This window comes from Paenibacillus sp. Mc5Re-14 (assembly GCF_001049835.1).
Classification (GTDB): Bacteria; Bacillota; Bacilli; order Paenibacillales; family Paenibacillaceae; genus Paenibacillus; species Paenibacillus polymyxa_C.
The window spans coordinates 2157050-2179094 of the sequence record NZ_CVPD01000001.1; the positions used below are offsets into that span (position 1 = coordinate 2157050).

General features: G+C 45.5%; 21 protein-coding genes. 7 read left to right on the forward strand and 14 right to left on the reverse strand.

Going from position 1 to position 22045, the window contains the following annotated elements; translation table 11 throughout:
- Positions 1 to 19 precede the first annotated feature (19 nt).
- The gene (locus BN1546_RS09860) at positions 20 to 352 is read right to left on the reverse strand and encodes a hypothetical protein (RefSeq protein WP_025674377.1); all 333 of its coding nucleotides are present in this window, start codon (positions 350 to 352) and stop codon (positions 20 to 22) included.
- Positions 353 to 538: 186 nt separating this feature from the next.
- Between BN1546_RS09860 and BN1546_RS09865 the strand changes: the two genes are divergently transcribed.
- On the forward strand, positions 539 to 1363 hold the full coding sequence (locus BN1546_RS09865; protein WP_058711935.1) for an alpha/beta fold hydrolase: 825 nt from the start codon (positions 539 to 541) through the stop codon (positions 1361 to 1363).
- An 82-nt stretch (positions 1364 to 1445) separates the two neighbouring features.
- Here BN1546_RS09865 and BN1546_RS09870 read toward each other — a convergent pair whose 3' ends face one another.
- The 3 genes from BN1546_RS09870 to BN1546_RS09880 all read right to left on the reverse strand — a co-directional run bounded on the left by BN1546_RS09870 (position 1446) and on the right by BN1546_RS09880 (position 4813).
- Positions 1446 to 1661: a cold-shock protein gene (locus BN1546_RS09870; RefSeq protein ID WP_013308357.1), complete on the reverse strand. Its 216-nt coding sequence runs from the start codon at positions 1659 to 1661 to the stop codon at positions 1446 to 1448.
- Between the two features lie 131 nt (positions 1662 to 1792).
- Entirely contained in the window at positions 1793 to 1993 is a 201-nt protein-coding gene (locus BN1546_RS09875) for a cold-shock protein (protein ID WP_007428290.1), read from the reverse strand.
- A 384-nt stretch (positions 1994 to 2377) separates the two neighbouring features.
- Positions 2378 to 4813, reverse strand: coding sequence for a LamG-like jellyroll fold domain-containing protein (locus BN1546_RS09880; protein ID WP_090737323.1), 2436 nt, complete (start codon positions 4811 to 4813; stop codon positions 2378 to 2380).
- 429 nt (positions 4814 to 5242) lie between these two features.
- Here BN1546_RS09880 and BN1546_RS09885 point away from each other — a divergent pair, with 429 nt between their 5' ends.
- Positions 5243 to 5584, forward strand: a complete 342-nt coding sequence (locus tag BN1546_RS09885) for a DUF805 domain-containing protein (RefSeq protein ID WP_013368969.1) — start codon at positions 5243 to 5245, stop codon at positions 5582 to 5584.
- Positions 5585 to 5875: 291 nt separating this feature from the next.
- Complete coding sequence (locus BN1546_RS09890; RefSeq protein ID WP_058712128.1) at positions 5876 to 6274, forward strand: hypothetical protein; 399 nt, start codon at positions 5876 to 5878, stop codon at positions 6272 to 6274.
- Positions 6275 to 6350: 76 nt separating this feature from the next.
- On the opposite strand, the gene pyk is transcribed toward BN1546_RS09890, so the two are convergent.
- Positions 6351 to 7766 (reverse strand): pyruvate kinase, encoded by a 1416-nt coding sequence (pyk, locus tag BN1546_RS09895; RefSeq protein WP_016820210.1) that lies wholly within the window; start codon positions 7764 to 7766, stop codon positions 6351 to 6353.
- 178 nt (positions 7767 to 7944) lie between these two features.
- Between pyk and BN1546_RS09900 the strand changes: the two genes are divergently transcribed.
- Positions 7945 to 8733: a helix-turn-helix domain-containing protein gene (locus tag BN1546_RS09900; RefSeq protein WP_058831171.1), complete on the forward strand. Its 789-nt coding sequence runs from the start codon at positions 7945 to 7947 to the stop codon at positions 8731 to 8733.
- Between the two features lie 127 nt (positions 8734 to 8860).
- Here the strand turns inward: BN1546_RS09900 and BN1546_RS09905 are convergent, their stop codons facing one another.
- The 5 genes from BN1546_RS09905 to BN1546_RS09930 form a co-directional block, all read right to left on the reverse strand.
- Positions 8861 to 10279: a sucrose-specific PTS transporter subunit IIBC gene (locus BN1546_RS09905; protein ID WP_013368965.1), complete on the reverse strand. Its 1419-nt coding sequence runs from the start codon at positions 10277 to 10279 to the stop codon at positions 8861 to 8863.
- Between the two features lie 67 nt (positions 10280 to 10346).
- A complete protein-coding gene (locus BN1546_RS09910; protein ID WP_090737325.1) occupies positions 10347 to 11822 on the reverse strand; it encodes a glycoside hydrolase family 32 protein in 1476 nt (491 codons plus the stop codon).
- Positions 11823 to 12002: 180 nt separating this feature from the next.
- Entirely contained in the window at positions 12003 to 13025 is a 1023-nt protein-coding gene (locus BN1546_RS09920; protein WP_090737329.1) for a LacI family DNA-binding transcriptional regulator, read from the reverse strand.
- Positions 13026 to 13191: 166 nt separating this feature from the next.
- Positions 13192 to 14034, reverse strand: a complete 843-nt coding sequence (locus BN1546_RS09925; RefSeq protein WP_090737331.1) for an aldo/keto reductase — start codon at positions 14032 to 14034, stop codon at positions 13192 to 13194.
- 31 nt (positions 14035 to 14065) lie between these two features.
- Positions 14066 to 15262, reverse strand: coding sequence for an MFS transporter (locus BN1546_RS09930; RefSeq protein ID WP_090737332.1), 1197 nt, complete (start codon positions 15260 to 15262; stop codon positions 14066 to 14068).
- Between the two features lie 140 nt (positions 15263 to 15402).
- On the opposite strand from BN1546_RS09930, the gene BN1546_RS09935 reads away from it, so the two are divergent.
- Positions 15403 to 15768, forward strand: a complete 366-nt coding sequence (locus BN1546_RS09935; RefSeq protein WP_013368959.1) for a winged helix-turn-helix transcriptional regulator — start codon at positions 15403 to 15405, stop codon at positions 15766 to 15768.
- Between the two features lie 79 nt (positions 15769 to 15847).
- On the opposite strand, the gene adhP is transcribed toward BN1546_RS09935, so the two are convergent.
- On the reverse strand, positions 15848 to 16864 hold the full coding sequence (gene adhP, locus BN1546_RS09940; RefSeq protein WP_013368958.1) for an alcohol dehydrogenase AdhP: 1017 nt from the start codon (positions 16862 to 16864) through the stop codon (positions 15848 to 15850).
- Between the two features lie 241 nt (positions 16865 to 17105).
- Between adhP and BN1546_RS09945 the strand changes: the two genes are divergently transcribed.
- Positions 17106 to 17942: a carbonic anhydrase gene (locus BN1546_RS09945; RefSeq protein ID WP_090737334.1), complete on the forward strand. Its 837-nt coding sequence runs from the start codon at positions 17106 to 17108 to the stop codon at positions 17940 to 17942.
- Positions 17943 to 18061: 119 nt separating this feature from the next.
- Here BN1546_RS09945 and BN1546_RS09950 read toward each other — a convergent pair whose 3' ends face one another.
- The gene (locus BN1546_RS09950) at positions 18062 to 19348 is read right to left on the reverse strand and encodes a Gfo/Idh/MocA family protein (protein ID WP_090737336.1); all 1287 of its coding nucleotides are present in this window, start codon (positions 19346 to 19348) and stop codon (positions 18062 to 18064) included.
- A gap of 137 nt (positions 19349 to 19485) precedes the next feature.
- On the opposite strand from BN1546_RS09950, the gene BN1546_RS09955 reads away from it, so the two are divergent.
- Positions 19486 to 20322, forward strand: coding sequence for a helix-turn-helix transcriptional regulator (locus BN1546_RS09955; RefSeq protein WP_058831166.1), 837 nt, complete (start codon positions 19486 to 19488; stop codon positions 20320 to 20322).
- A gap of 10 nt (positions 20323 to 20332) precedes the next feature.
- Here the strand turns inward: BN1546_RS09955 and BN1546_RS09960 are convergent, their stop codons facing one another.
- Positions 20333 to 21163 (reverse strand): carbohydrate ABC transporter permease, encoded by an 831-nt coding sequence (locus BN1546_RS09960; RefSeq protein WP_013368954.1) that lies wholly within the window; start codon positions 21161 to 21163, stop codon positions 20333 to 20335.
- Positions 21153 to 22025 (reverse strand): carbohydrate ABC transporter permease, encoded by an 873-nt coding sequence (locus BN1546_RS09965; RefSeq protein WP_090737338.1) that lies wholly within the window; start codon positions 22023 to 22025, stop codon positions 21153 to 21155. The genes BN1546_RS09960 and BN1546_RS09965 overlap by 11 nt, the downstream gene beginning before the upstream one ends.
- Positions 22026 to 22045 lie beyond the last annotated feature (20 nt).

The window sequence follows — 22045 nt, forward strand, 5'->3', positions numbered from 1 at the left end:
TTTCGGCGCGATATTGACCCTAGTAGCGATAATCATCGTAGGGATTGCGATTACGATAGTGATCTCGCGGCTGTTGGGCTGCGGTAATCATCAAAAATATGCCTGAGAGCAAGTGCATTAACCAGCCCACAAATGGAATCCACCCAACAACTGAGGTCACGATCCCTAAAATAGATCCATAATAAGCCTCTTTATTAGTCACCGATAGCACCAACGTAACAATGTGGAAAATCAACATAAAGAACAATACAGTATACGCAGAATTTATGACGAGCAGCCCGCCCAAAACAGGAATAGCAAAAAATAGCTCCAATCCGCCTGTGATCCATTTTAATGTTTTTGATGGTGTCATTGTTCCACTCTCCCAATGCTGTTTCATTCCATAAGTATATCCTATCCCCATGCAGGATGACATACATATTTTACTAATTTCATACCTGCATAGCGACGATCTCACCCCTTTTTCGAATGAGCTAAGCCCTGGCTACATATATGTGAGAGAGAACGAAATTTCGTGATTTTTAAAGGGGGGAGCATCATGGGATATTATATTGAAGTGGAACGTGGCGTTAAGCTGTATGTAGAAGATATAGGAGAAGGCATCCCTGTTCTGATGGTGCACGGCTGGCCGCTGGACCATCGAATGTACGAATACCAGGTCGCCCTGTTGCCTGCTTACGGATACCGCTGTATTCAAGTAGATCTTAGGGGGTTCGGGAAGTCTGATCGACCATGGCATGGCTACCATTATGATCGACTGGCAGACGATCTCCTGGCTGTTATACAGGCCCTTCAATTAAGCCATATACGACTGATCGGCTTTTCCATGGGGGGAGCTATTGTTACGCGCTACATGAGTAGGCACCGGGGATGGGGTGTTGACCAGCTGATTTTGATCGGAGCTGCCACGCCTCGATTCACCCCAACCAGCGACTTTCCTTACGGTACTCCTGTCGCTGAGGTAGATAAACTCATCAAACAAGCCTATACAGATCGCCCGCAACTGGTAACATCATTTGGCGAAATGTTATTCGCCAATCCTGTCAGCCAGAGTTTACGTGACTGGTTACGTGATCAGGGCTTTGCGGCTTCGGTTCATAGCATGGCTTGTACTTTGTATTCACTGCGTGACTCTGATTTACGGCCCGATTTGCCATGTATACACGTGCCTACGTGGATTCTGCACGGCAAGCTGGATCGAGTCTGCCCCTTCCCCCTAGCGATCCAAACTCAAAAAGGAATTGCCGGTTCCAGGCTTATTCCTTTCGAACGAAGTGGTCATGGTGTATTTTATGAAGCACTACCTGAATTTAATTCCACCTTACTGAGCATACTATCCCCATCCTCTTTACACCCTAATTGAAAGCCTGTTCTCAGAAAAACAAAAAAGACGCCTCAGCGCCGTTATGGCTATGGGGCATCTTTCACTACAAACATGTATCCGCTTAGGATTGTTTGGTATGATTAAAGCTCGTATTATTCAAAACAGCCAGCTTTTTCTCGCCCTTCACCATGGCAGAACCGCAAATGGGGCATGTCGGCTCGACAGAAAAAGCGAAGTTATCCCGCATCCAGCCGTTGCATGTATCACTGGCGCAATTCCAAACTGTTGTTATTTCCTCAGGAATCTCATCCATTGGCTTTTTCCGTGAATTGTACATAAACATCCCTCTTTCTTCATGATTTATAAAGCGATAAGATGTAATCAGTTCAAAAACGGTCTTGTGAACAGATAAAAACAAATGCCCCAAACGCTATGTTCGGGGCATCTGAAGTAGGCTGTAATTTAAAATTACAGTTTTACAACGTTCTCAGCTTGTGGTCCACGGTTTCCTTCAACTACGTTGAATTCTACGCGTTGGCCTTCGTCCAAAGATTTGAAACCTTCGCCTTGGATTGCGGAGAAGTGTACGAATACATCGCTTCCACCTTCAACTTCGATGAAACCGAAACCTTTTTCTGCGTTAAACCATTTAACTGTACCTGTTTGCATGGAATTACCTCCAAAATATATTTATATGACCTTTATTTTTTACAAATAAAAATTCACATATTGCACAAGGTTATTTCAACCTAAAACAATAACCCTCTACAATATGTGAATCTCAGGTCACAATTTCAATATACTCATATTACCATAAGTGTATTGAAAACGCAAGCACTGGAGAATTTAATTTATGCAGAGTGCTCATGTCATCTATTGCTGCTTCAACCTGTCTTCATCAGACAAGAGTGAATCATCAACGCCTACTTAAAACATTATATCCGCAATTACCTTCTATTATACCAGTAATCAAGAAATAAATATACACAACGTTGCGCAGGAGATGAACTTCTTGAGAAAAAGTTCATCTTCTGCTTTATTTGCTCATTTTAATTACAAATCCGCCAGTGCTTTAATTTCCTCTGCTGTCAGCGCTTTGTTATATAACTGTACCTCATCCAGGCTACCGTTAAAGTAGGCATCGGCAACAAAGCGGCTTTTACCAAGATACGCCTCGTTCGTCAGCAACTCATTGGGGTTAAAGGTAATACCGTCATTTACAGCTACTTCTTCACCATTTACATACAGCTTCCCTGTATTCCCCTCCAGTGTAACCGCCACATGGGTCCACTGGTTTAGAGGTAATGATGATTTGGAAAGCAAGCTCTGATCCGTACCTTCATGGATTGTAAACTGGAGTACACCGCTTCCTTGAGAAGGGGTGAGGAACATATGGCGAGCCTGGCCGTTGCCGAAGTCAAAAATCCGTTGCCAAGCTGCTCCGCCCTTCCAGTTCACCCAAGCGGAAAAGGTAAAGTCTTTCGCATCCGTTACCGTATTGGGCAGCTGCACGTAACCATCCTTGCCGTTCAGGGCAAGAGCACCGCCAAGCTTCCCGTCTTTGTCCCATGTGGCACCGCCATAGGTCTTACCGTCGAGTTGGTTGTATGTGCTGTCAACAACCGAGGTGCCTTGATCCTCACTCCACGAGTAACATGCGAGCTGAGGACCCTGAGCCTGTTCAGGAACAATGGCTGTAAAACTTTTCTTTGCAGTCGCTTTGTCCTTTTTAATAGTCGCTGTCAATGTAACTGCTGCAGGCTGGGAACCAGCTTCTGGACGGTACACTTCACCAGTGACAGAAATAATCTCGGGGCGGGAAGATTCCCACGAAATAGTGGTATCTTGTGCAGCTTGAGTAGGTAACGTGAGATCATAAAAAACGTTGCTCGTATCGCCTAGGCTCAAATCCTTCTGCACCGCAGCTACAATCTTGCTGGCCTTCAGGTCAGGCTTTAGCGAACCCCATACCGCAACACCCTTGGAGGACAATGCGGTAAAAGCAAGCGTCTTGGCTCCCGTGTCTGGATCACGGTGCCGTAGGAATACCCCTTTGTACTTCGCACCATCTGCTGTAATTTCCAGCTGATTGTCTGCCCCCAGCTTCCATGTACCGTTCACTCCGCCAGACAGTTTGCCACCGCGATCCAGACTGACGGTAACAGCTTGCTTAATATTGGCCGAAATTTCCTTCCCGTGATTTACATACGAGTATTGACCGATGACATCCTTCTCTGACAGCTTTTTCAGTGAATCCTCATCTCCTGTATAGCGATAAGGAGCAACTACAGGCCAACCGTCGGCGTTCATGAACATTTCATGTACACGTACTTCAAACTGCTCGCCTCTCCCCGGAAAACGGGAGTGAAAAATGACAAAATGCTTTTTCGTCTTGGGATCATAATAAGCCGAGTTGTGTCCAGGCGACACATAGCCCATACCCAGCCCTGTTCCCGGATCGCCAATTTCTCTTGGAATCAAGTAATTACCTATTAACTTGACACCATATGGCTCAATGGAAGCGTCATCAAAAAGAGGTTTATCAGGATTCGCTTTAACCTTGATCATGTCGTTGCCCTCAGCATCGTAGAAAGGGCCATCTGGTGTTTTGGACCGAGCCACACGCAGGTTGTATCCGCCATCCGCTGACAATCCGCCATAGGATAGGAACAAGTAATAGTAGTCCGTTTGTGGACTGTATTGTATGTACGGCCCCTCCATACGAGCATGGTTACCGCCCGTCAGCTTTTTCCCGTAGCCTTGGCCTGGCAGAGGCTTCCCTGTTTTTTCATCCATCTGCAAAATGAAAATGCCTCCGGAGTAGGAGCCATATACCATCCACAGCTTGCCGTTCTTATCATAGAAAGTGTCAGGGTCTACGGCATTGGGATGCTTGGTTGCGTCATAGATCGTCCCATCTTCACTCGGTTGACCCCACATGCCGGATTTCAGAAAAATCCCTTTATTCTTATAAGGTCCTTCAATTTTATCAGCAACTGCTAGGCCCATAGCTGAACGCGGGGAGTCACCTTTGCAAGCGTTATAGTACATATAGAACTTGCCATCCGCCAGTTGAATGACATCAGCTGCCCACAGCGTGTCTGTCTGCGCCCAATCCAGCGCTTCCTTTAATTCCTCTTTGACGTTGGGAATCAATGCATTACCATTTGCCACACCTGTCGCAATTGTATCCCAATTCATAAGGTCCTTGGACTTGGCAGCCGCCAGATGTGAGCCAAAAATGTAAAATGTGTCTTTCACTTTCAGGATGGATGGATCATGTACGGAAGTCTCCTTGAAGGAGACGGCCTTTTTACTTTGGCTTAAAACATTTTCCAGACCTTGAGCTTGAAGGGAAGTTTGCTCTACACTTTGAATCCCAGCTGTATCTGAATTGAGTGTTGACTCGGCGCCCACCAGAGAAGCAGGCAACAACAGCGCACCTGCCAGAGAAGCGGCCGTTACTTTACGAACAAATAATTGCTTCATAAATCAATCTCCTCTCGTTTTGAACATTCCTGATAACATAAAACAATAATGAATAAGACGGTCAGGATTATGTTTGTATTAACTTCCTCACTCTCAAATTAAATGTTGATCATCTCCTCCTTTGTATTAAAGCGCTTTCAAATAATTCGAAAAATAAAACCTCCTTCTATTAAGAAGGACGATTCAAACCAGATGGTAATCGTATCTCTATATTATTCAATGGGTATAGAAAATTCAATATGTAATTTTATATTTTTATAAATAATTCATTTAATTATTAACATTAATAAATGTGTTGCTTTAATTCCTAGTTTAAAGTTATAATTTGACAAGTAAAATCCTATATGTTACCTGCCGATATATTTAAAAATAACTGTTTTATGATAATTGTAATACAAATATTTACATTTTATGAGGAGGTGAAAATTTATGCAATGGTATTTAAAAGTGCTGCAAAACTATGTAGGATTCCAAGGTAGAGCAAGACGTACAGAATACTGGATGTTTACTTTGTTCAATGCGATAGCTGGCCTGGTATTATACTTGTTGGATTTCCTCTTAGGACTTCCTTTCGTATTGTCATTTATCTATGGCTTGGCTGTTTTGTTACCGTCTCTGGCAGTTCTTTTCCGCAGACTACACGACACGGGCAAAACCGGGTGGTGGATTCTGATCGCTTTGGTTCCTTTTGGGAGCATTGTGCTGCTTGTATTCACATGTCTAGACAGTCAGCCTGGCGACAATAAGTATGGGCAAAACCCTAAATTGTAATTTGATGTAGTTGTCTAAAACCTCTTTCACTTTTGTGAAGGAGGTTTTTTTCATATCCTCTTTTTGTCATCTGCGAATTTTTTTAGCGCTACCTGTTTACAATCTTCTCTTTTAGTTTATTTTAAACGAGTATTAAGCTGGCGCTAAGATTGGGCGTGTATGATGTATTTAAGAATCTGGTAACTACATAGGCCGGATGGGCTAAAGGCATAAACATCACTCCCGTTGGATATCCATATACCGTTCCACCCCGTCAGAAATTTAATGAAACACAAAAGGAGATTTACACTTATGAATCGAAAACGAATGTTGGTCATCTGCACACTGTTGCTGGCGTTATCTATTGGGCAGTCATCCACTTGGGGAAGTCGGACTAATGCTGCTGCACTGGCTCCAGAGAGAGCCCTTCATGTACAGGACAATGAAGCTTCCAAGGATGATGACTTGTTGAAAACACTGGGTATATCCTCTGATGAGCAATTATATGATGCGTTATATAATGGTCAAACCTTGGCTGATATTGCACAAACCAATAATCAGGATGCTCAGGCTATCGTTGATTTACAGGTAGCTCAGTTGACGGAGCAGTTGGATCAACGACTGGCCAATAAGAGCATTACCCTTGAGCAATACCAAGCCCATAAGGCAGAACTGACACAAGTCGTTGCCAAAAGTGTGTTCGGCCTATAAGCCTAGGACACGACCGAACATAAAAAAGGCGCTGAATCCATAGAGGATCAGCGCCTTTTTTTGTATTTGATGTAACTTACGCTTGATATACCCGAATCAGATTGGTAGTGCCCGCCTCAGCGACAGGAACACCTGCTGACAGGACTACAGTATCTCCTTTATGGATATAGCCTGCATTCAGCGCGTTACGGATGGAAGATTCGAACATTTCATCCGTTGTGGCTACCTTATCCCCTTTAATCGGGAATACACCGGACAAGAGGCAAATTTTAGCGAATACTGTGTTATTCGGAGTAACCGCAATGATCGGTGCCTTCGGACGATATTTGGACACCATACGAGCCGTGAATCCACTGGCAGTCGAGGTAATAATCGCTTTGGCATCCAGCTCCAGAGACGAACTCACCGCACCCTGACTAATGACTTCAGTAATGTTGGTGCTTTGGCGTGCTCTGCGCTTATCGAACTGCTCCTGGTAATCCAATTGGGATTCTGCACTGGCAGCTACCGCAGCCATGGTCCGTACGGATTCAACAGGGTATTTACCTGCAGCAGATTCGCCCGACAGCATCACTACGTCAGCTCCCTGCATAACGGCATTGAACACGTCACTAACTTCAGCTCTCGTCGGACGCGGGTTCACCTGCATGGACTCCAACATGTGAGTAGCGACAATAACGGGCTTACCGACCAGATTACACTTGTCGATCATTTCTTTTTGCATCACAGGCACGTCTTGAATCGGCACTTCCACGCCCAGGTCGCCACGAGCTACCATAATACCGTCCGAAGCTTCGATGATATCATCCAGGTTTTCCATGCCCTCGGCATTTTCAATTTTGGAATAAATCTGTACGTGCTCGGCATGATGTCCCTTCAAAATCTCACGGATTTCACGGATGTCGTCGCCTTTACGCACAAAAGAAGCCGCAATAAGCTCGATACGCTGCTCCACCCCAAATTGAATGTGCTTCACGTCGCGCTCTGTCACGCCTGGAAGAGTTGTATGAATCCCTGGCAGATTCACACCTTTTCTCGGCTTCAAAATACCGCCGCTTACGATATTACAAATCATCTCGGTTCCTTCGATGGAGGTTACAGTCAGATCAACCAAACCGTCGTCGATGAGAATGCGGTCACCTGCTTTGATATCCTTCGGCATATCTGGGTAATTCACCGAAATACGATGCTCGTCCCCCAAAATCTCTTCCGTGGTCAGAATGAGCTGGCTGCCTGGCTTCAGTAGAACAGATGCCTCTTTCAGCTTGCCAATCCGTATTTCCGGTCCTTTAATATCCATCATGACAGGGATACAGGTATTCATTTCCTTCGCTGCCTGTCTTACATTTTCAATACGTTTAACATGATCCTCCAGCTCCCCATGAGCCATGTTTAAGCGAGCTACCGTCATACCAGCTTGGATCATTTCTTTTAACAAATCAATGGAGTCACAGGCAGGTCCCATAGTACAAATAATTTTCGTTTTAAGCATAGTAATGTCATCCTCCTGAATGTCTTTACTGTATGGTTTCTATTCCACTTTGCTTCTCTATCTACATTAAACTTATATGCTTCTATTCTACCTGTACCCGTGCACCAAGACTATGAACTATAGTATGATGAATGTACTACAGTATAGTGAATGTTGAAGACATCGGGGAGTGAGTTTCGTGATTACATTGGTGGATATACGGCAGGACAACGGTGTGGACTGGTATGAAAAGACTGGTGCAAATAGCGGCCACGATGACTTACTGTTCATTTTGGTCACCTTTGGCAAATGTGTATATTGGGTGAACGATTGCAAGTTCATTCTTGGCAAGGGTGAAGCACTGCTTTTACCCGCTCATCTGAATTACTATGGTAAGAGTATCCCTACGCTTTTCCATACCAAGTATGTGATACATTGCCGCAAAACATGTACGAACAGCGCACTTCCCATACTGAATACAGACCAGCCGTTATTGATCAAACCAGGATGCTACGATATGCTGCATGAACGGATCAAATCGATGTATTATCAATGGACAGAACACCCAAGCTACTATACTCTGATGGCTGACTGTCTGCTGACCGAGGCCATGATTTATATGAACCAGGAATGGGACAAAGGCGCCATTTCTTGCGATAAAGAGCGGCATGTGGAACATATGAAACAGTATATACAGAATCACTACAGGGAAAAGGTAACCAAAGAAGAGCTTGGCGACGCCATCCGCAAAACCCCCAACTATGCGGCGACACTGCTGCGTGAGGTCACACGCCAAACGATTAGCGAGCATGTACATACGCAACGTATTAAAACCGCCATCTACATGCTAACCGAGTCGCGGCTAACGATTCGTGAAATTTCGGAGTATGTGGGCTATAGCGATGTTTCCTATTTTCATCGGATCTTCAAACGCTTAACAGGCTGCTCGCCGTCCGAATTTCTGGATGAACGTTCCTCCATCGTCTAATCTGATAGCCTGAAGCGGAATATCATAGATAAAAAAATGGTCGCCCTACATGGAGTTCATGTAAAAGCGACCATTATCATTATACTTACGCGATAAATCTGCGTGTATTTGGGCTGACTGGATGATATTATTTGGAGGAACCCGCTGTTTTGACTTTATCCAGCATTTTATCGCTAAAGCCAAACATCCAAGTCAGGACAAAAGATACAGCCATAGCAGCCAAGTTCGCCAAAATGTAAAGCGGAAGCTGATGGTTCATGTAGAGCAACGTACCCGGAATAACTGTAACCGCCATCCCTGTAGCCGCCAAATGGAAGACTGAAGCAATAAAACCACCAACCGCTCCGCCGATGAGACCCATGACAAAAGGCTTCATATATCTCAGATTGACTCCGAAGATAGCCGGCTCTGTAATCCCCAGGAAAGCAGAGAACGAAGAAGGAAGCGCCAACGCTTTCAGCTTGCTGTCCTTCGTTTTCAGACCAACCGCCAGGCAGGCAGCTCCCTGTGCAGCCATTGCGCAGGTAATAATAGCATTGAAGGCATTTACGCCGTTCTTTTCAAGCAGTTGGATCTCCAGAAAATTAAATATATGATGCACACCTGTAACGACGATAATCTGATGCAAAAAGCCGATGACGATCCCTGCAATACCGAAAGGCAAATCAAGTACAAATATTGTTCCGTGCAGCACCCATTCTTCAAGTGAATGGAACACTGGACCGATAGCAAACAGTCCCAAAGTGATCATAATCAACAGTGTTAAAAACGGTGTCAGAATCAGATCCAGCGCTTCAGGCACCCGTTTACGCAGCGCCCGCTCCAGTTTGGCTCCGATCAAACCCACGAAGAAGGCTGGCAATACTGAGCCCTGATAGCCCACCACTGGAATGAATCCGAACATCGTCAACGGATGAGCTGAGCCGTCCGCAACACTATACGCGTTAGGGAGAGCCGGGTTTACCAGCATCAGACCGAGAACGATACCCAGCACCGGACTACCGCCGAATACTCTAAAGGCTGACCATGCGACTAACGCAGGCAGAAAGGCAAAAGCCGTATCCGTTAATACCTGTGTATATAATAAAAAGTTAGGTGAAATATCCTGCGGCGTCATACCGAGCAGAGCGAGAATTTGCGGCTGAGTAAGCAAACCGCGCAGTCCCATGAACAACCCCGTAGCGACCAGCACTGGAATAATCGGTACAAACACATCGCCAAAGGTACGAATGGACCGCTGGAAGACGTTGCCCTCCTTTTTCGCCTGACTCTTCACCTCTTCTTTAGATGAACCCGTCACGCCAAGCTTCTCAACCTCTTCAAAAATCCGATTTACCGTTCCTGTACCAAAAATAATCTGATATTGACCTGAATTGAAGAAAGCACCCTTAACCTTGTCGATCTCTTCAACTTTTTTCTGATCAATCTTCTCTTTATCATGCACCATAATCCGTAAGCGCGTTGCACAGTGAGCAAACGAAGCGATATTCTCCTTTCCACCGATCGCCTCGATCACTTCTTTAGCTATCTCTCTGTTTTCCGCCATGATGTTCATCCCCTCGTTCATTCCGTTATGTTTGATGATTAACGATCCACTTGATGAATTAGCCTACTCATGTAAAATTCCATTTTACCGCTTGGAAGAGAGCCTCTCCCTTGTCGGCAAAAAAGCGTATTTCGTCACTCTCTGGGTGCGGAAAAATACGACTGGTGAACACTTCTTCCCCATCATTGATGAAAATCTCAACCGAAGATGTATCTACAAACAGATGAAGTTTGATATGATCTTTATCCCATGCACACTGCCGCACTTCACCATACTCAGCGGCTACAGGCTCACCCGATTGCGAACGGTCCAATACAAGTTTGCGGCTGACGGCGTTATATTTTATCACCGTTTTCTCCGTCTCACTCGCACGGAATTCGATACCAAATGCCTTCGCATCCAAAAGATCTACTTCACAGATCAGCTCATACGCTGTACCTTTAAATCCTTCATAGGTTTTGCTCTCTGAAGACAACGTATCAGCTACCCGATCCTCACTATTTCTACGCAATGTGGTTAGTTCTGGGATTGGCCGCTGCAAGAGTTTTCCCTCATGAAGCGTAAGTTCTCTCGGTAACGTCAGACAATGGGCCCATCCGTTCGGATCTGTCGGGTATTCGATATCCGGCAGCCCCATCCAGGCCACCATAATACGCCGCCCCTGCGGGTCAATCATCGTCTGTGGTGCATAGAAATCAAAGCCTCTATCGAGCTCGTGGAATGCGCCATGCTCCAGTGTTCTTGTCTCTGTATTCAGCAGTTTGCCGATGACGTAGCCCGATTGATAAATATTGTGGTTTTCGTCCCCTGAAGGCTCCAAGCCCTGTGGAGAAAAGACCAAGACCCCTGCTCCGTTCAGTTCAAAATAATCCGGACATTCCCACATATATCCAAACAATTCCAGCCCAGTGTTCAGTTCCCCCTCGAACTGCCAAGTATGAAGATCGGTTGAACGGTAAAGGACAACGCAGCCTGTTGAATTCGTTCTCTGGGCACCAATCACACAATAGAAACTATCGCCGTCCTTCCACAGCTTGGGATCACGAAAATGATCTGTATAGCCTTCTGGTACATGGTCAATAACAGGATGCTCCCACTTGGTAATGCGACCGCTCTCATCCATCACAGCCATGCATTGATAAGGATGTCTAATCCAGTTTTCGTCTCTTGTATTTCCTGTATACATCATGTATAACTTGTCCTCATGCTCTAGCGCGCTGCCGGAATAAGCCCCATGCGAGTCGAAATCGTCCCCAGGTGTGATGCCAATGCCTGCACTATGCCATGTGACCAAATCTTTGGATTTCAAATGATACCAATATTTCATCCCATGATCGGTTCCGAGCGGGAACCACTGATAAAATAAATGGTATTCACCTTGATAATATGAAAATCCATTCGGATCATTGAGTAAACCTGTCGGTGGCTGGATATGAAACGACTGTCGCCACTGACATTGCTCCACCTTTTTCTGCAAGCTTGCTATTTCGCCAGGCTCTGCCTGCTCGATCAATCGATACTTTTGTTCTTTTGTCATTTTCATAGGTGTACCTCATTTTTTAAAAACTTAGATTTAGGGAACCGGTTCCAAATAAACGAAAAAAATATTATAACGGAACCGGTTCCTATACGATTAAAAAAATACTCATCCATGGATTTGCAACCGATTCCAATTTGCAAGAGTAAAATGGAACCGGTTTCGAAGAAATTATAATCCACTTGTTTAACGTTTGTCAACGCTTTCTCTTTCAATAAGGGAATAATCCATGACTGTTACTTGCTCTACCGTTTTATGTTCTACCAGCCGTACAATATTTTGTGCTGCTACACGTCCAGCCTCCATATACGGATATTGAACAGTTGTTAGCGCAGGGTGAATGACCTCCGTAATATCGTATCCCCCAAAGCCAGTTACCGACAAATCCGACGGAATGGTAATTCCTCTGGAATAAGCCGCGTTGATTACCCCAAGCGCGATATTATCTGTAGCACACACCATTAACGATGGTTTGAATTTGTCCAAAATAGCGGATGCAGCAATCCGTGCATCGGACATTTTAAACCCGGTTTCATAGTATCTGATATCATATCCTGCGGCTCGCATCGCCTCGTCCGTATAACACGCAGCAGGTAATGCATCGCGAACAGCCTGCCTAAAGCCCTCTTTGCGTTGTACACCGACAGCAACATCCCTTTCAGTCACACCGACATAGGCAATTTCACGGTGGCCCTGTGACAGGACATATGCACCGATATCATATCCGGCACGATAATCATCATGGATAAGACTATGGATCTGCTCATGTTGTTGGCCCACCAGCAATACCGGAATACTGATGTCTCGAATCGCGGTCAGATGGTCGTCTGTAATTTGAGCAGCCAGCAGAATGATACCTGAAATTTTTTGCCGTGCGAACTCATAGATCGCTTCGATTTCACGTTTTACATCCTGACTCGTATTAGAGATCAACATCTGGTAATGCTGGGAACGCAGCTCCTCATCAATCCCCATTAACGTATGAGATGTGGCAAAAGAATCCAGCCGTGGCACGACGGTTCCGATAATGTTGGTTCGTTTTGCCTTTAGACTCTGGGCAAAGGTATTGGGCACATACCCCGTGGCTTTGACCACCTTTTCAATTTTACGCTTTGTATCCAGGCTGACAGATCCGCCGTTCAAAAAGCGGGATACGGTGCTTTTGGATACACCAGCCATTTGGGCTATATCTGCAATCGTCTTATTCATGAGGTCCCCCGGAGATTTTCATTTTCATAAGTGTCCAAAACTTCTCATTTTACATAAATCTATAATACCATATGGCGGGATTGGATTGCTGTAGCTCCAAACTCATCATACACAAAAAGCCGTCCCTTCCATGAAGAAGGAAACGGCGTTTCATGATGAACTGAATTTAAAAATCGAAGTTATCCGGATCTGGACCTACCCGAAGATTGGCATTTAACGCCTGAATTTGATCCATATCCTCACGCGTCAATTCAAAGTCAAAAATATCGGCATTTTCGACGATTCGATGTGCCTTGGTGGACTTGGGAATAGTGACGACTCCTTGCTGTACATCCCAGCGTAAAATCACTTGAGCCACCGATTTACCGTACTTGTTCGCTATGTCTTGCAGTACCGGATGATCGAGCAATTGGCCTTGCATGAGCGGGGACCAGGCTTCCATTTGGATGTTGTTCTTTTGACAGAATTGCAGCAGCTCGGCTTGAGTTAATTGCGGGTGGAATTCCACCTGATTGACCATTGGCTTGATTTCTGCATCCTTCATGAGATCTTCCAAATGATGAATTTGGAAGTTGCTGAGTCCAATTGCCTTAATCCGTCCTTCTTTATACAAGGACTCCAACGCTCTCCATGCTTCTTTGTACTTCCCTTGAACCGGCCAATGAATTAGATATAGATCCAGATAGTCCAGTCCCAACTTGTCCAGGCTCGCTTCATAAGCTGCTCGTGTCTCTTCATAGCCTAAATCTGCATTCCACACTTTGGACGTGACGAACAGATCTTCTCTCGACAGATTATTCTCCGAGAGGGCTTCCTGAATAGCCTGTCCTACACTGTTTTCATTCGCATAGATTGCCGCTGTATCTATACTGCGGTAGCCATGCTTTACAGCAGCCTTTACAGCATTGACCAGCTCTGAACCTTCTTCCACTTTAAATACTCCGATGCCAAACCAAGGCATGCGAACTCCGTTGTGCAATGTTGTTGTGCTTTGTAGGTTTTGTGTCATTGTGTATCTTCCTCTCTATTTTTTAAAAGTTTTAGCCTGCCAAGGCGGTTGTATCCCTTTTTTCGAGCAAACGACTCCAGGCTGTCAGTAGAACCGCAACAAAAACCATTACCCCACCGACCCAAGTCGTATGCATAAGACCCAGTGAATCCGTCACCATTCCTCCCACATATGCTCCAATTGCGATCCCTGCGTTGAAGGCCGCAATATTAACAGCAGAGGCGACATCGACAGCTTTGGGTGCAAAACGTTCGGCTAACATGACTACATATACCTGTAGACCAGGCACATTCATAAACGCAAGCAATCCCATAAAGAAAATCGTTATCAGGCCTGCTGTTTGAAATGGCACGGTAAACCACAGCAGAAACAGGATCACGGCTTGAATGAGAAACATATAAAATAAAGCTGAAAGCGGTCTGCGATTCGCAGCTTTTCCACCGATAACATTCCCGATAGCAATGGCGATTCCATACAATAAGAGAATGAACGTTACCGTATTTTGTCCAAAACCGGTTATGTCATGAAGTAATGGAGATAAATAAGTAAACACGACGAATGTGCCACCATATCCCAAGGCAGTAATGATAAATGCAAGTAGCAAGCGACCATTCGTAACCAGTTTGACCTGCTCGCTGAAAGGAGTCTTATTTCCTTTTCGAAGCGTAGAGGGCAGCAGAATCAGATTGGCAATGAGGGCCACAACACCGACGACCACAATAGCCATAAATGCAGCCCGCCAACCCCATTGCTGCCCAACGTAGGTGCCCAACGGTACCCCTGTGACGGTGGCAACGGTCAAGCCAGAGAACATAATAGAAATAGCACTCGCCCGCCGATCATCGGGAACAAGGTCGGCCGCGATGGTGGACCCGATGGACATGAACACCCCATGGGAGAACGCCGAGATTACACGTGCAATCAGCAGCAGGGTGATTCCGCTAGAAACCGCAGCAAGGCTGTTGCCTGCTATAAATACAATCATGATCCACAGCAGCAGCGTTTTACGAGGAACACTCGATGTTAATGAGGTCAACACAGGTGCCCCAATGGTAACCCCTAATGCATACAGCGTTACGGTTAGTGCGGACATCGTTACGGATATGTGCAAGTCTTCAGCGATCAGGGGAAGCAGTCCTACGCTGATGAACTCAGTTGTCCCAATGGCAAAGGCGCTTACGGCTAAAGCCAGTAATGGCCAGATACTTCGCTTGGATTCTGGCGACATGTTTTTCACTCCTATCTATAGTAATCTTCGACCAGCAGATGTTATTATGAGTTATTCAATCAATTATGAACAGTACGTACTTTTTAGTGATATAGGTACCAAAAAGTACCCTACAGGTGACATACACGGAGGGATCGGCATTGGGAAAGAAAAAATACAATATCTCTGTTGAGGCGACATTAGAGGTAATCGGGGGAAAATGGAAGTGTGTGATTCTGTGTCATTTGACCCATGGAAAAATGCGGACAAGTGAATTAAAGCGAATGATGCCTTCTATAACACAAAAAATGCTGACTCAACAGCTTCGTGAATTAGAGGAAGACGGCATTGTCAATCGAATTAGCTATAATCAGGTTCCACCCAAAGTGGAGTACGAGCTTAGTGAATATGGATGTAGTTTGAAAAGCATTTTGGATTCACTTTGTGCCTGGGGAGAAAGACATATTATTAAAGAATACGGGGATAAATCCGCGGTTTTGGAGGATAATATTCTGAATAAGCTGTAAAGTAAAAAAAGCGTCTGCAATAGATCAGCAGGCGCTTTCTCTCTCTTAGAATTCCAAGAGTTACGAATTGGACATCATTTTATTTTGTGAAATCAATGACCATACGTCCTTGGATTTTGCCATGCTCCATCTCTTCGAAGATCTCATTGATGTCTTCAAGCGGACGTTTTTGTACAAGAGGTACAACTTTACCTTCTGCAGCGAACTGGAATGCTTCTTTAAGGTCTTCACGAGTACCGACCAAGGAGCCGATTACTTGAATGCCGTCCAGAACCAGACGCGGAATGTCGAGATCCATCTTATCAGTTGGAAGACCTACAGCTACGACACGCGCGCCAGCCTTTACAACGTCAATGGCTTGGTTGAAAGGTGTTTTGGCAACAGCAGTAACCACGGTTGCATCCAGACCAGCACCGTTGGTTAATTCCTTAGCTCGGGCGACTGGATCTTCTTTCATGCTGTTAACAATATAGTCAGCACCAATTTTTTTGGCCAGTTCGAGTTTTTCATCACTGATGTCAAAGGCTACAACTTTAGCATTGAACACATTTTTGGCGTATTGTACAGCCAGGTTACCCAAACCGCCAATACCGAAGATACCGATCCATTGCCCTGGTCTGATATCACTCACTTTAACAGCTTTATAGGTTGTAACCCCTGCGCAAGTTACACTGCTTGCAGCAGCAGGATCAAGATTATCTGGTACTTTGACCGCATAGTCAGCTGTGACAATACATTGTTCTGCCATTGCACCATCTACCGTGTATCCGGCATTTTTAACTTCACGACACAAAGTTTCTCGTCCGGTTAAACAATATTCGCAGTGACCGCAGCTTTCGAACATCCAGGCAATACTTACGCGATCGCCAACTTTAAGGCTGGTTACTCCTTCACCTAATTCAATGACTTTCCCAATACCTTCATGTCCCAGAACTCTGCCTGTGACATCACCGAAATCTGCATTTTTTACGTGTAAATCTGTGTGGCAAACCCCGCAATATTCAACTTGGACTAACGCTTCCCCATGTTTCAGGGAGCGCAAAGGTTTCTCTTCTACACTAACTTTCTTGTCTTTTGTAACAATCGCTGCTTTCATGTAGATCTCTCCTTTGAGTGGATATGGAATTAATTTGTAATGCACACCCCACTATTATAGTTACTTCCCCCAAAGAGGACAAACAAATATTTCACCACTCCATTATTCTCTCTACACCCGGTAATAATAAGCAACCAGTTCTACCTTTTTCCTAAGTCCTTGTACCCTTGCAGGAACTTTGTACAATAATTTACAATGTAAAAAGTTTCACATAATCTATTTGGAAGAAGGATAAAGAAACATGAAAAAACACTGGAGAGGTTGCTTGTTCAGCATATTTTCCATAATCTTGGCATTGTCGGTAACAGGATGTACACCATCCGCCACTTCTCGTACTACTAGCGCAACATCATCATCATCCGCTAACAACGTACATGCAGTTGTTCAGAAAAGCCCGCACTGGTCCTACGAAGGGGATGAAGGACCCGATCATTGGGGGGAGCTGGAAAAGGATTTTGTTGCTTGTGGTAATGGTCAGGAACAGTCTCCCATCAACATAGAGCATTCCCATCTAGAAGCTTCGCATACGCAGCAACCGCTACAGGTTCATTATTCAACCACTAAAGTATCCATACTGAATAATGGGCACACCGTCCAAGTCAATGCAGCTAGTCCCAGCAATGATATTGTCGTGGACGGCACTACATTCACTTTAAAGCAGTTTCATTTTCATCATCCAAGCGAACATCAAATAGATGGCAAAAATGCTGAAATGGAGCTTCATTTTGTTCATCAAAGCGACACCGGAAGCACAGCCGTCTTAGGCGTTCTTATTCAAAGCGGCAAAGAAAACAAGGCTTTCAATCGCATCTGGTCCAAACTGCCAAAAGATATTTCCCAAGAAGCGGTTCTGGATGAGGATGTAAATCTCGCTGCGCTGCTGCCAAAAGACCTGCACTCCGTTCGCTACAACGGGTCGCTGACTACCCCGCCATGCACAGAACATGTAAATTGGACGGTATTGGAACAGCCTATTGAAATGTCGGCAGACCAAATTAAACAGTTTGCTGCCATTTTTCCCGATAACCATCGTCCTGTACAACAACTGGGAACCCGTGAGCTGAAGGCCGATAAATAATAAAATATAGTGCCCTACGATGTAAAGTGCATTTATATCTAATACAAACAAGAAGCCTCCTCTGTTCATCTGAATAGAGGGGCTTCTTGTTATTAAAGGTGCTTCCTAGCTTACAATCGTTATAATCGCACCAGTTGCTCCACCTTCACCGGCTGGCCTGTACGCATAGAGCGGTTGGCGGCGATGCCTGTTAAAATGGACCACGCGCCGTCGATATGAGAGGCCGCACGATGAAACCGATCCTCTGCCGGCTTATCGAAAATATCCCGTAGCATGACCGGATCTCCTCCGCCATGTCCCCCCACGCCTTCCTCTACTTCGACCTCGTAAGGTGCTGCAAAGTGAGGATAGATCGTGATGGTTTTCTCTTTTAACGCCCCCTCATCTGCCTTGCTGCCACCGGAATTGACATAGGATTGCTCGGATACCCGAACTTCCATCCGTCCCTTGGTGCCGTTAAATACGATGATAAAGCCCTCCCAAGGCAGATAAGCGTTCAGTGAGTAGTTCATTACCGTTTTATTCTGATACTTCACCATGACACTCAGCGTATCCTCGATACTGATATTGTCGCCAAATACGCTTTGGTCCCGCACGTACCCATCCTCATGCTCCGCATCCAGATACATGTTTTTTAGATGTTCGTTACGATCCAAGTGTAAGGCAAATGGGTCATTTTCCGCCGCCTTGCTGCCGTAAGCGCGTTGATAGAACTCCGTCACGCCACGCTGCTCCGCATTTTCCCGGCCGTAAAATTTCAAGTCGCCCATCGCATATACCGTCTCCGGCTTTGAGCCAAGCCAGAAGTTCATCAGATCAAAATGATGCGTCGATTTATGCACCAGCAGACCGCCGCTATTGCGCTTGTCCCGGTGCCAGCGGCGGAAATAATCTGCGCCATGCTGGGTATTCAGCAGCCATTCAAAATTGACTGACAAGATGTCACCCAGCGTCCCGTCCATGATAACCTCACGGATTTTCGTATTATGCGGGGCATAGCGATAGTTAAAGGTGACGCGCAGCTTCCGTCCCGTGCGGTCTATGGCATCCAGAATGTCTTGGCATTTGTCTTCGTCGACCGTCATCGGCTTCTCGGAAATGACATCACAGCCCAACTCCATCGCCCGGATAATATACCGATGATGCACCCGGTCAATGGTGGTGACGATGACGATATCCGGCTTCGTCTCCGCGATCATTCGGTCAAATTCGTGGGCTTTATAGGTTGGAATCGGATGGTGTTCGTATTTCTCCTGCAACAGCCGATTGGCATAATCCATTCTCGTCTGATTGACGTCACAGAACGCGACCAGCTCTGATGTATCTTTGAAAACGGTAACAACTTCACCGTAAAAAAATTCAGCTCTTCCTCCGGTGCCCACAAGCGCATATTTGATTTTAGCCAATTGGTTCACACCCTTTACATGAATTACTTATATTTTATAGTATAAGAAAGAGCAAAATCTTCACTTTTATTGTGAATTCATCCAAAAAGTATGCATATATTATTCTCATGAATGCTTTCATAAAGGAGAACGCTGCTATGATCGCTACACCCCTTTTTGCCATCGAGCGAGCGCTTCGGATGGTGCCTTTTAGCATGTCTGCCGACCATGTCCATCAAGCGCATGAAATCTATTATCTGCTGGCAGGAGAGCGCTACTATTACATTAATCAACGTGTATACGCGCTACAAAAGGGCGATCTGATCTGGATTAGCAAACATGATTTTCACCGTACGAGTAACAAGGGGAGCGGCAGCCATGAGCGAATTTTAATCAACTTTGATGAAGCGTTTGTAGCCTCGTCCACGTCTGTTACTCCATCCAGCGATCAGAGCCACCTGCTTTTGCCTGAAAAAAGCTTTTTGCTTCGCCCCTCCGCGGAAGAACAACGCGAGCTGGAGCATCTGTTCCAGCAAATGCTGGATGAATACCATCAAGAGCATGCATACCGTCATATGTATCTTCAAAGCCTGTTGCTACAGCTACTGATCCGAATCCGCCGCATACAATCAGCGGCTCCTGACACCATAGCGCCGGAACGCAGCGAGCAGCAGCAACGTGTGTACTCGGTGATTGAGTACCTGCATGCCCACTATGCCGAGAAGCTGTCGTTGGAGCAACTGGCAGGACATTTTTATATTAGCAGCACATATCTGTGTCGCATCTTCAAGCAGACCACAGGTTTTACCCTGGTCGAGTATCTTCAGGATGTACGGGTCCAGCAGGCTCGGGCATATTTGAAGGAAACAAACTGGAAAGTGACCGCCATTGCTGAAAAAACGGGCTTTGACAGCATCGCTCACTTTGGCCGTGTATTCAAGCATTTCACCGGGCGTACTCCGTTACAGTATCGGAAATCGCACAAAAAGGAGTAGGGAAACGCCCCTACCCCTTGATGCCTGTTAAGGTAATGCCTTCAATAATTTGCTTTTGGGCAATGATGTAGACGATGAGCACTGGAACGACAGAGATGGTGGTGCCTGCCATCATCAGTGACCAATCGGCGGTATATAGTCCTTTGAAATTGTTGAGCAAAAGCGGAACCGTAAATTTCTCCGGTGTATTGAGATAGATCAGCGGATCAAGAAAGCTATTCCAGGCACCCAAAAAGGTGAAAATTCCGATCGCCGCCAATGCTGGACGAACGAGTGGCAGAATGACACTCCAGTAAATGCGAATGTATCCCGCCCCGTCCATGACTGCTGCTTCCTCCAGATCGCGTGGAATACCCATGACGAATTGACGGAGCAAAAAGACCGCGAATGCATTAAACAAGGCTCCAGGTACGATCAGCGACCAATGCGTATCCAGCCAACCGATACGATCCATCACCAAGTATAACGGAATCATCGTTACCTGCTTAGGCACCATCATCGTAGCGAGGAACAAAATAAACAATATATCTGAACCTGGAAAACGGATTTTAGCAAAAGCATACGCCGCCATAGAAGCGCTAATCAGGGTTGCTGTCACGATGATAAACGTAATGTAAAAGCTATTCATGTAAGCCTGCACGAAGGGCATGGCCTCTAGCGAAGCCGGATAGTTACTCCATACAAACGGATCGGGAATCCATTGCGGCGGAACGACAAAAATTTGAGAGATATCCTTTAGAGAACTGAGGATGGTCCACAGAAATGGAAAAAACATGATTAAAGAGCCGACAGCGAGCAGCACATGGCGCAGGAACATCCTGCCTCTGCAACTAATCTCCATAGTGCACCCACCTCTTTTGCATTTTAAATTGCAGCAGTGTAAATATGAGAATGATCACGAACAAAATCATTGCCGCTGCCGCACTTTCTCCCATCGTGAAATCTATGAATGCCTGATCGTAAATGTGATACACAAGCGTATAGCTTGCTTTGGCCGGCCCGCCATTTGTCATGACGAACGCCTGATCGAACACCTGGAAAGAGCTGATGACCATCATAATGGTGACGAAAAAGGTTGTTGGTGATAATAGCGGCAATGTGATATACCTTAGCTGCTGGAACTTGCTGGCCCCGTCAATTTCGGCTGCCTCGTAATAGCTTTTGGAGATGCCCTGAAGTCCTGCCAAAAAAATGACCATGTTGTATCCCAGTCCCAGCCATATGCTAAGTAGAGCAATCGATGGGATTACCCAATGCGTATCGGTAAGCCACATCGGGCCTACAATCCCAATCGTTCGCAGCAAGTGGTTTAAAATGCCGAATTCGCCGTTCAGTATCCACATCCAGATGACCCCAACCGATACCGAACTGGTTACGACAGGCATGAAAAAAAACAAGCGATAGATTTCCCTGCCCTTCACTTTATTGAGTACGATGGCTACGAGCAGAGCCAACACAATCCCCACCGGAATGACCAGCACCATATAGTAGACCGTATTGATAAGTGCCTTCCAAAAGTCAGGATCAGATAATTGACCTTTAAAATTGTCCAAGCCGACAAACAAAGGTACCCCGAAACCATCCCAATTTACAAAACTTAAGTAAAACGCATATAGCAAGGGCAACAGCGAAAAACATAACAGACCAAGAAACTGGGGGCCAATGAACAGATAGCCCCACAGCGCTTGATACTTTTTCTGCATCTTGTCACCTTCCTCCCTGG

Bases quoted from the DNA above. Each gene is read 5' to 3' on its own strand.
- BN1546_RS09860 (WP_025674377.1), bottom strand. From the start codon at position 352: ATGACACCATCAAAAACATTAAAATGGATCACAGGCGGATTGGAGCTA.
- BN1546_RS09865 (WP_058711935.1), top strand. From the start codon at position 539: ATGGGATATTATATTGAAGTGGAACGTGGCGTTAAGCTGTATGTAGAA.
- BN1546_RS09870 (WP_013308357.1), bottom strand. From the start codon at position 1,661: ATGTACAATTCACGGAAAAAGCCAATGGATGAGATTCCTGAGGAAATA.
- BN1546_RS09875 (WP_007428290.1), bottom strand. From the start codon at position 1,993: ATGCAAACAGGTACAGTTAAATGGTTTAACGCAGAAAAAGGTTTCGGT.
- BN1546_RS09880 (WP_090737323.1), bottom strand. From the start codon at position 4,813: ATGAAGCAATTATTTGTTCGTAAAGTAACGGCCGCTTCTCTGGCAGGT.
- BN1546_RS09885 (WP_013368969.1), top strand. From the start codon at position 5,243: ATGCAATGGTATTTAAAAGTGCTGCAAAACTATGTAGGATTCCAAGGT.
- BN1546_RS09890 (WP_058712128.1), top strand. From the start codon at position 5,876: ATGAATCGAAAACGAATGTTGGTCATCTGCACACTGTTGCTGGCGTTA.
- pyk (WP_016820210.1), bottom strand. From the start codon at position 7,766: ATGCTTAAAACGAAAATTATTTGTACTATGGGACCTGCCTGTGACTCC.
- BN1546_RS09905 (WP_013368965.1), bottom strand. From the start codon at position 10,279: ATGGCGGAAAACAGAGAGATAGCTAAAGAAGTGATCGAGGCGATCGGT.
- BN1546_RS09910 (WP_090737325.1), bottom strand. From the start codon at position 11,822: ATGAAAATGACAAAAGAACAAAAGTATCGATTGATCGAGCAGGCAGAG.
- BN1546_RS09920 (WP_090737329.1), bottom strand. From the start codon at position 13,025: ATGAATAAGACGATTGCAGATATAGCCCAAATGGCTGGTGTATCCAAA.
- BN1546_RS09925 (WP_090737331.1), bottom strand. From the start codon at position 14,034: ATGACACAAAACCTACAAAGCACAACAACATTGCACAACGGAGTTCGC.
- BN1546_RS09930 (WP_090737332.1), bottom strand. From the start codon at position 15,262: ATGTCGCCAGAATCCAAGCGAAGTATCTGGCCATTACTGGCTTTAGCC.
- adhP (WP_013368958.1), bottom strand. From the start codon at position 16,864: ATGAAAGCAGCGATTGTTACAAAAGACAAGAAAGTTAGTGTAGAAGAG.
- BN1546_RS09945 (WP_090737334.1), top strand. From the start codon at position 17,106: ATGAAAAAACACTGGAGAGGTTGCTTGTTCAGCATATTTTCCATAATC.
- BN1546_RS09955 (WP_058831166.1), top strand. From the start codon at position 19,486: ATGATCGCTACACCCCTTTTTGCCATCGAGCGAGCGCTTCGGATGGTG.
- BN1546_RS09960 (WP_013368954.1), bottom strand. From the start codon at position 21,163: ATGGAGATTAGTTGCAGAGGCAGGATGTTCCTGCGCCATGTGCTGCTC.
- BN1546_RS09965 (WP_090737338.1), bottom strand. From the start codon at position 22,025: ATGCAGAAAAAGTATCAAGCGCTGTGGGGCTATCTGTTCATTGGCCCC.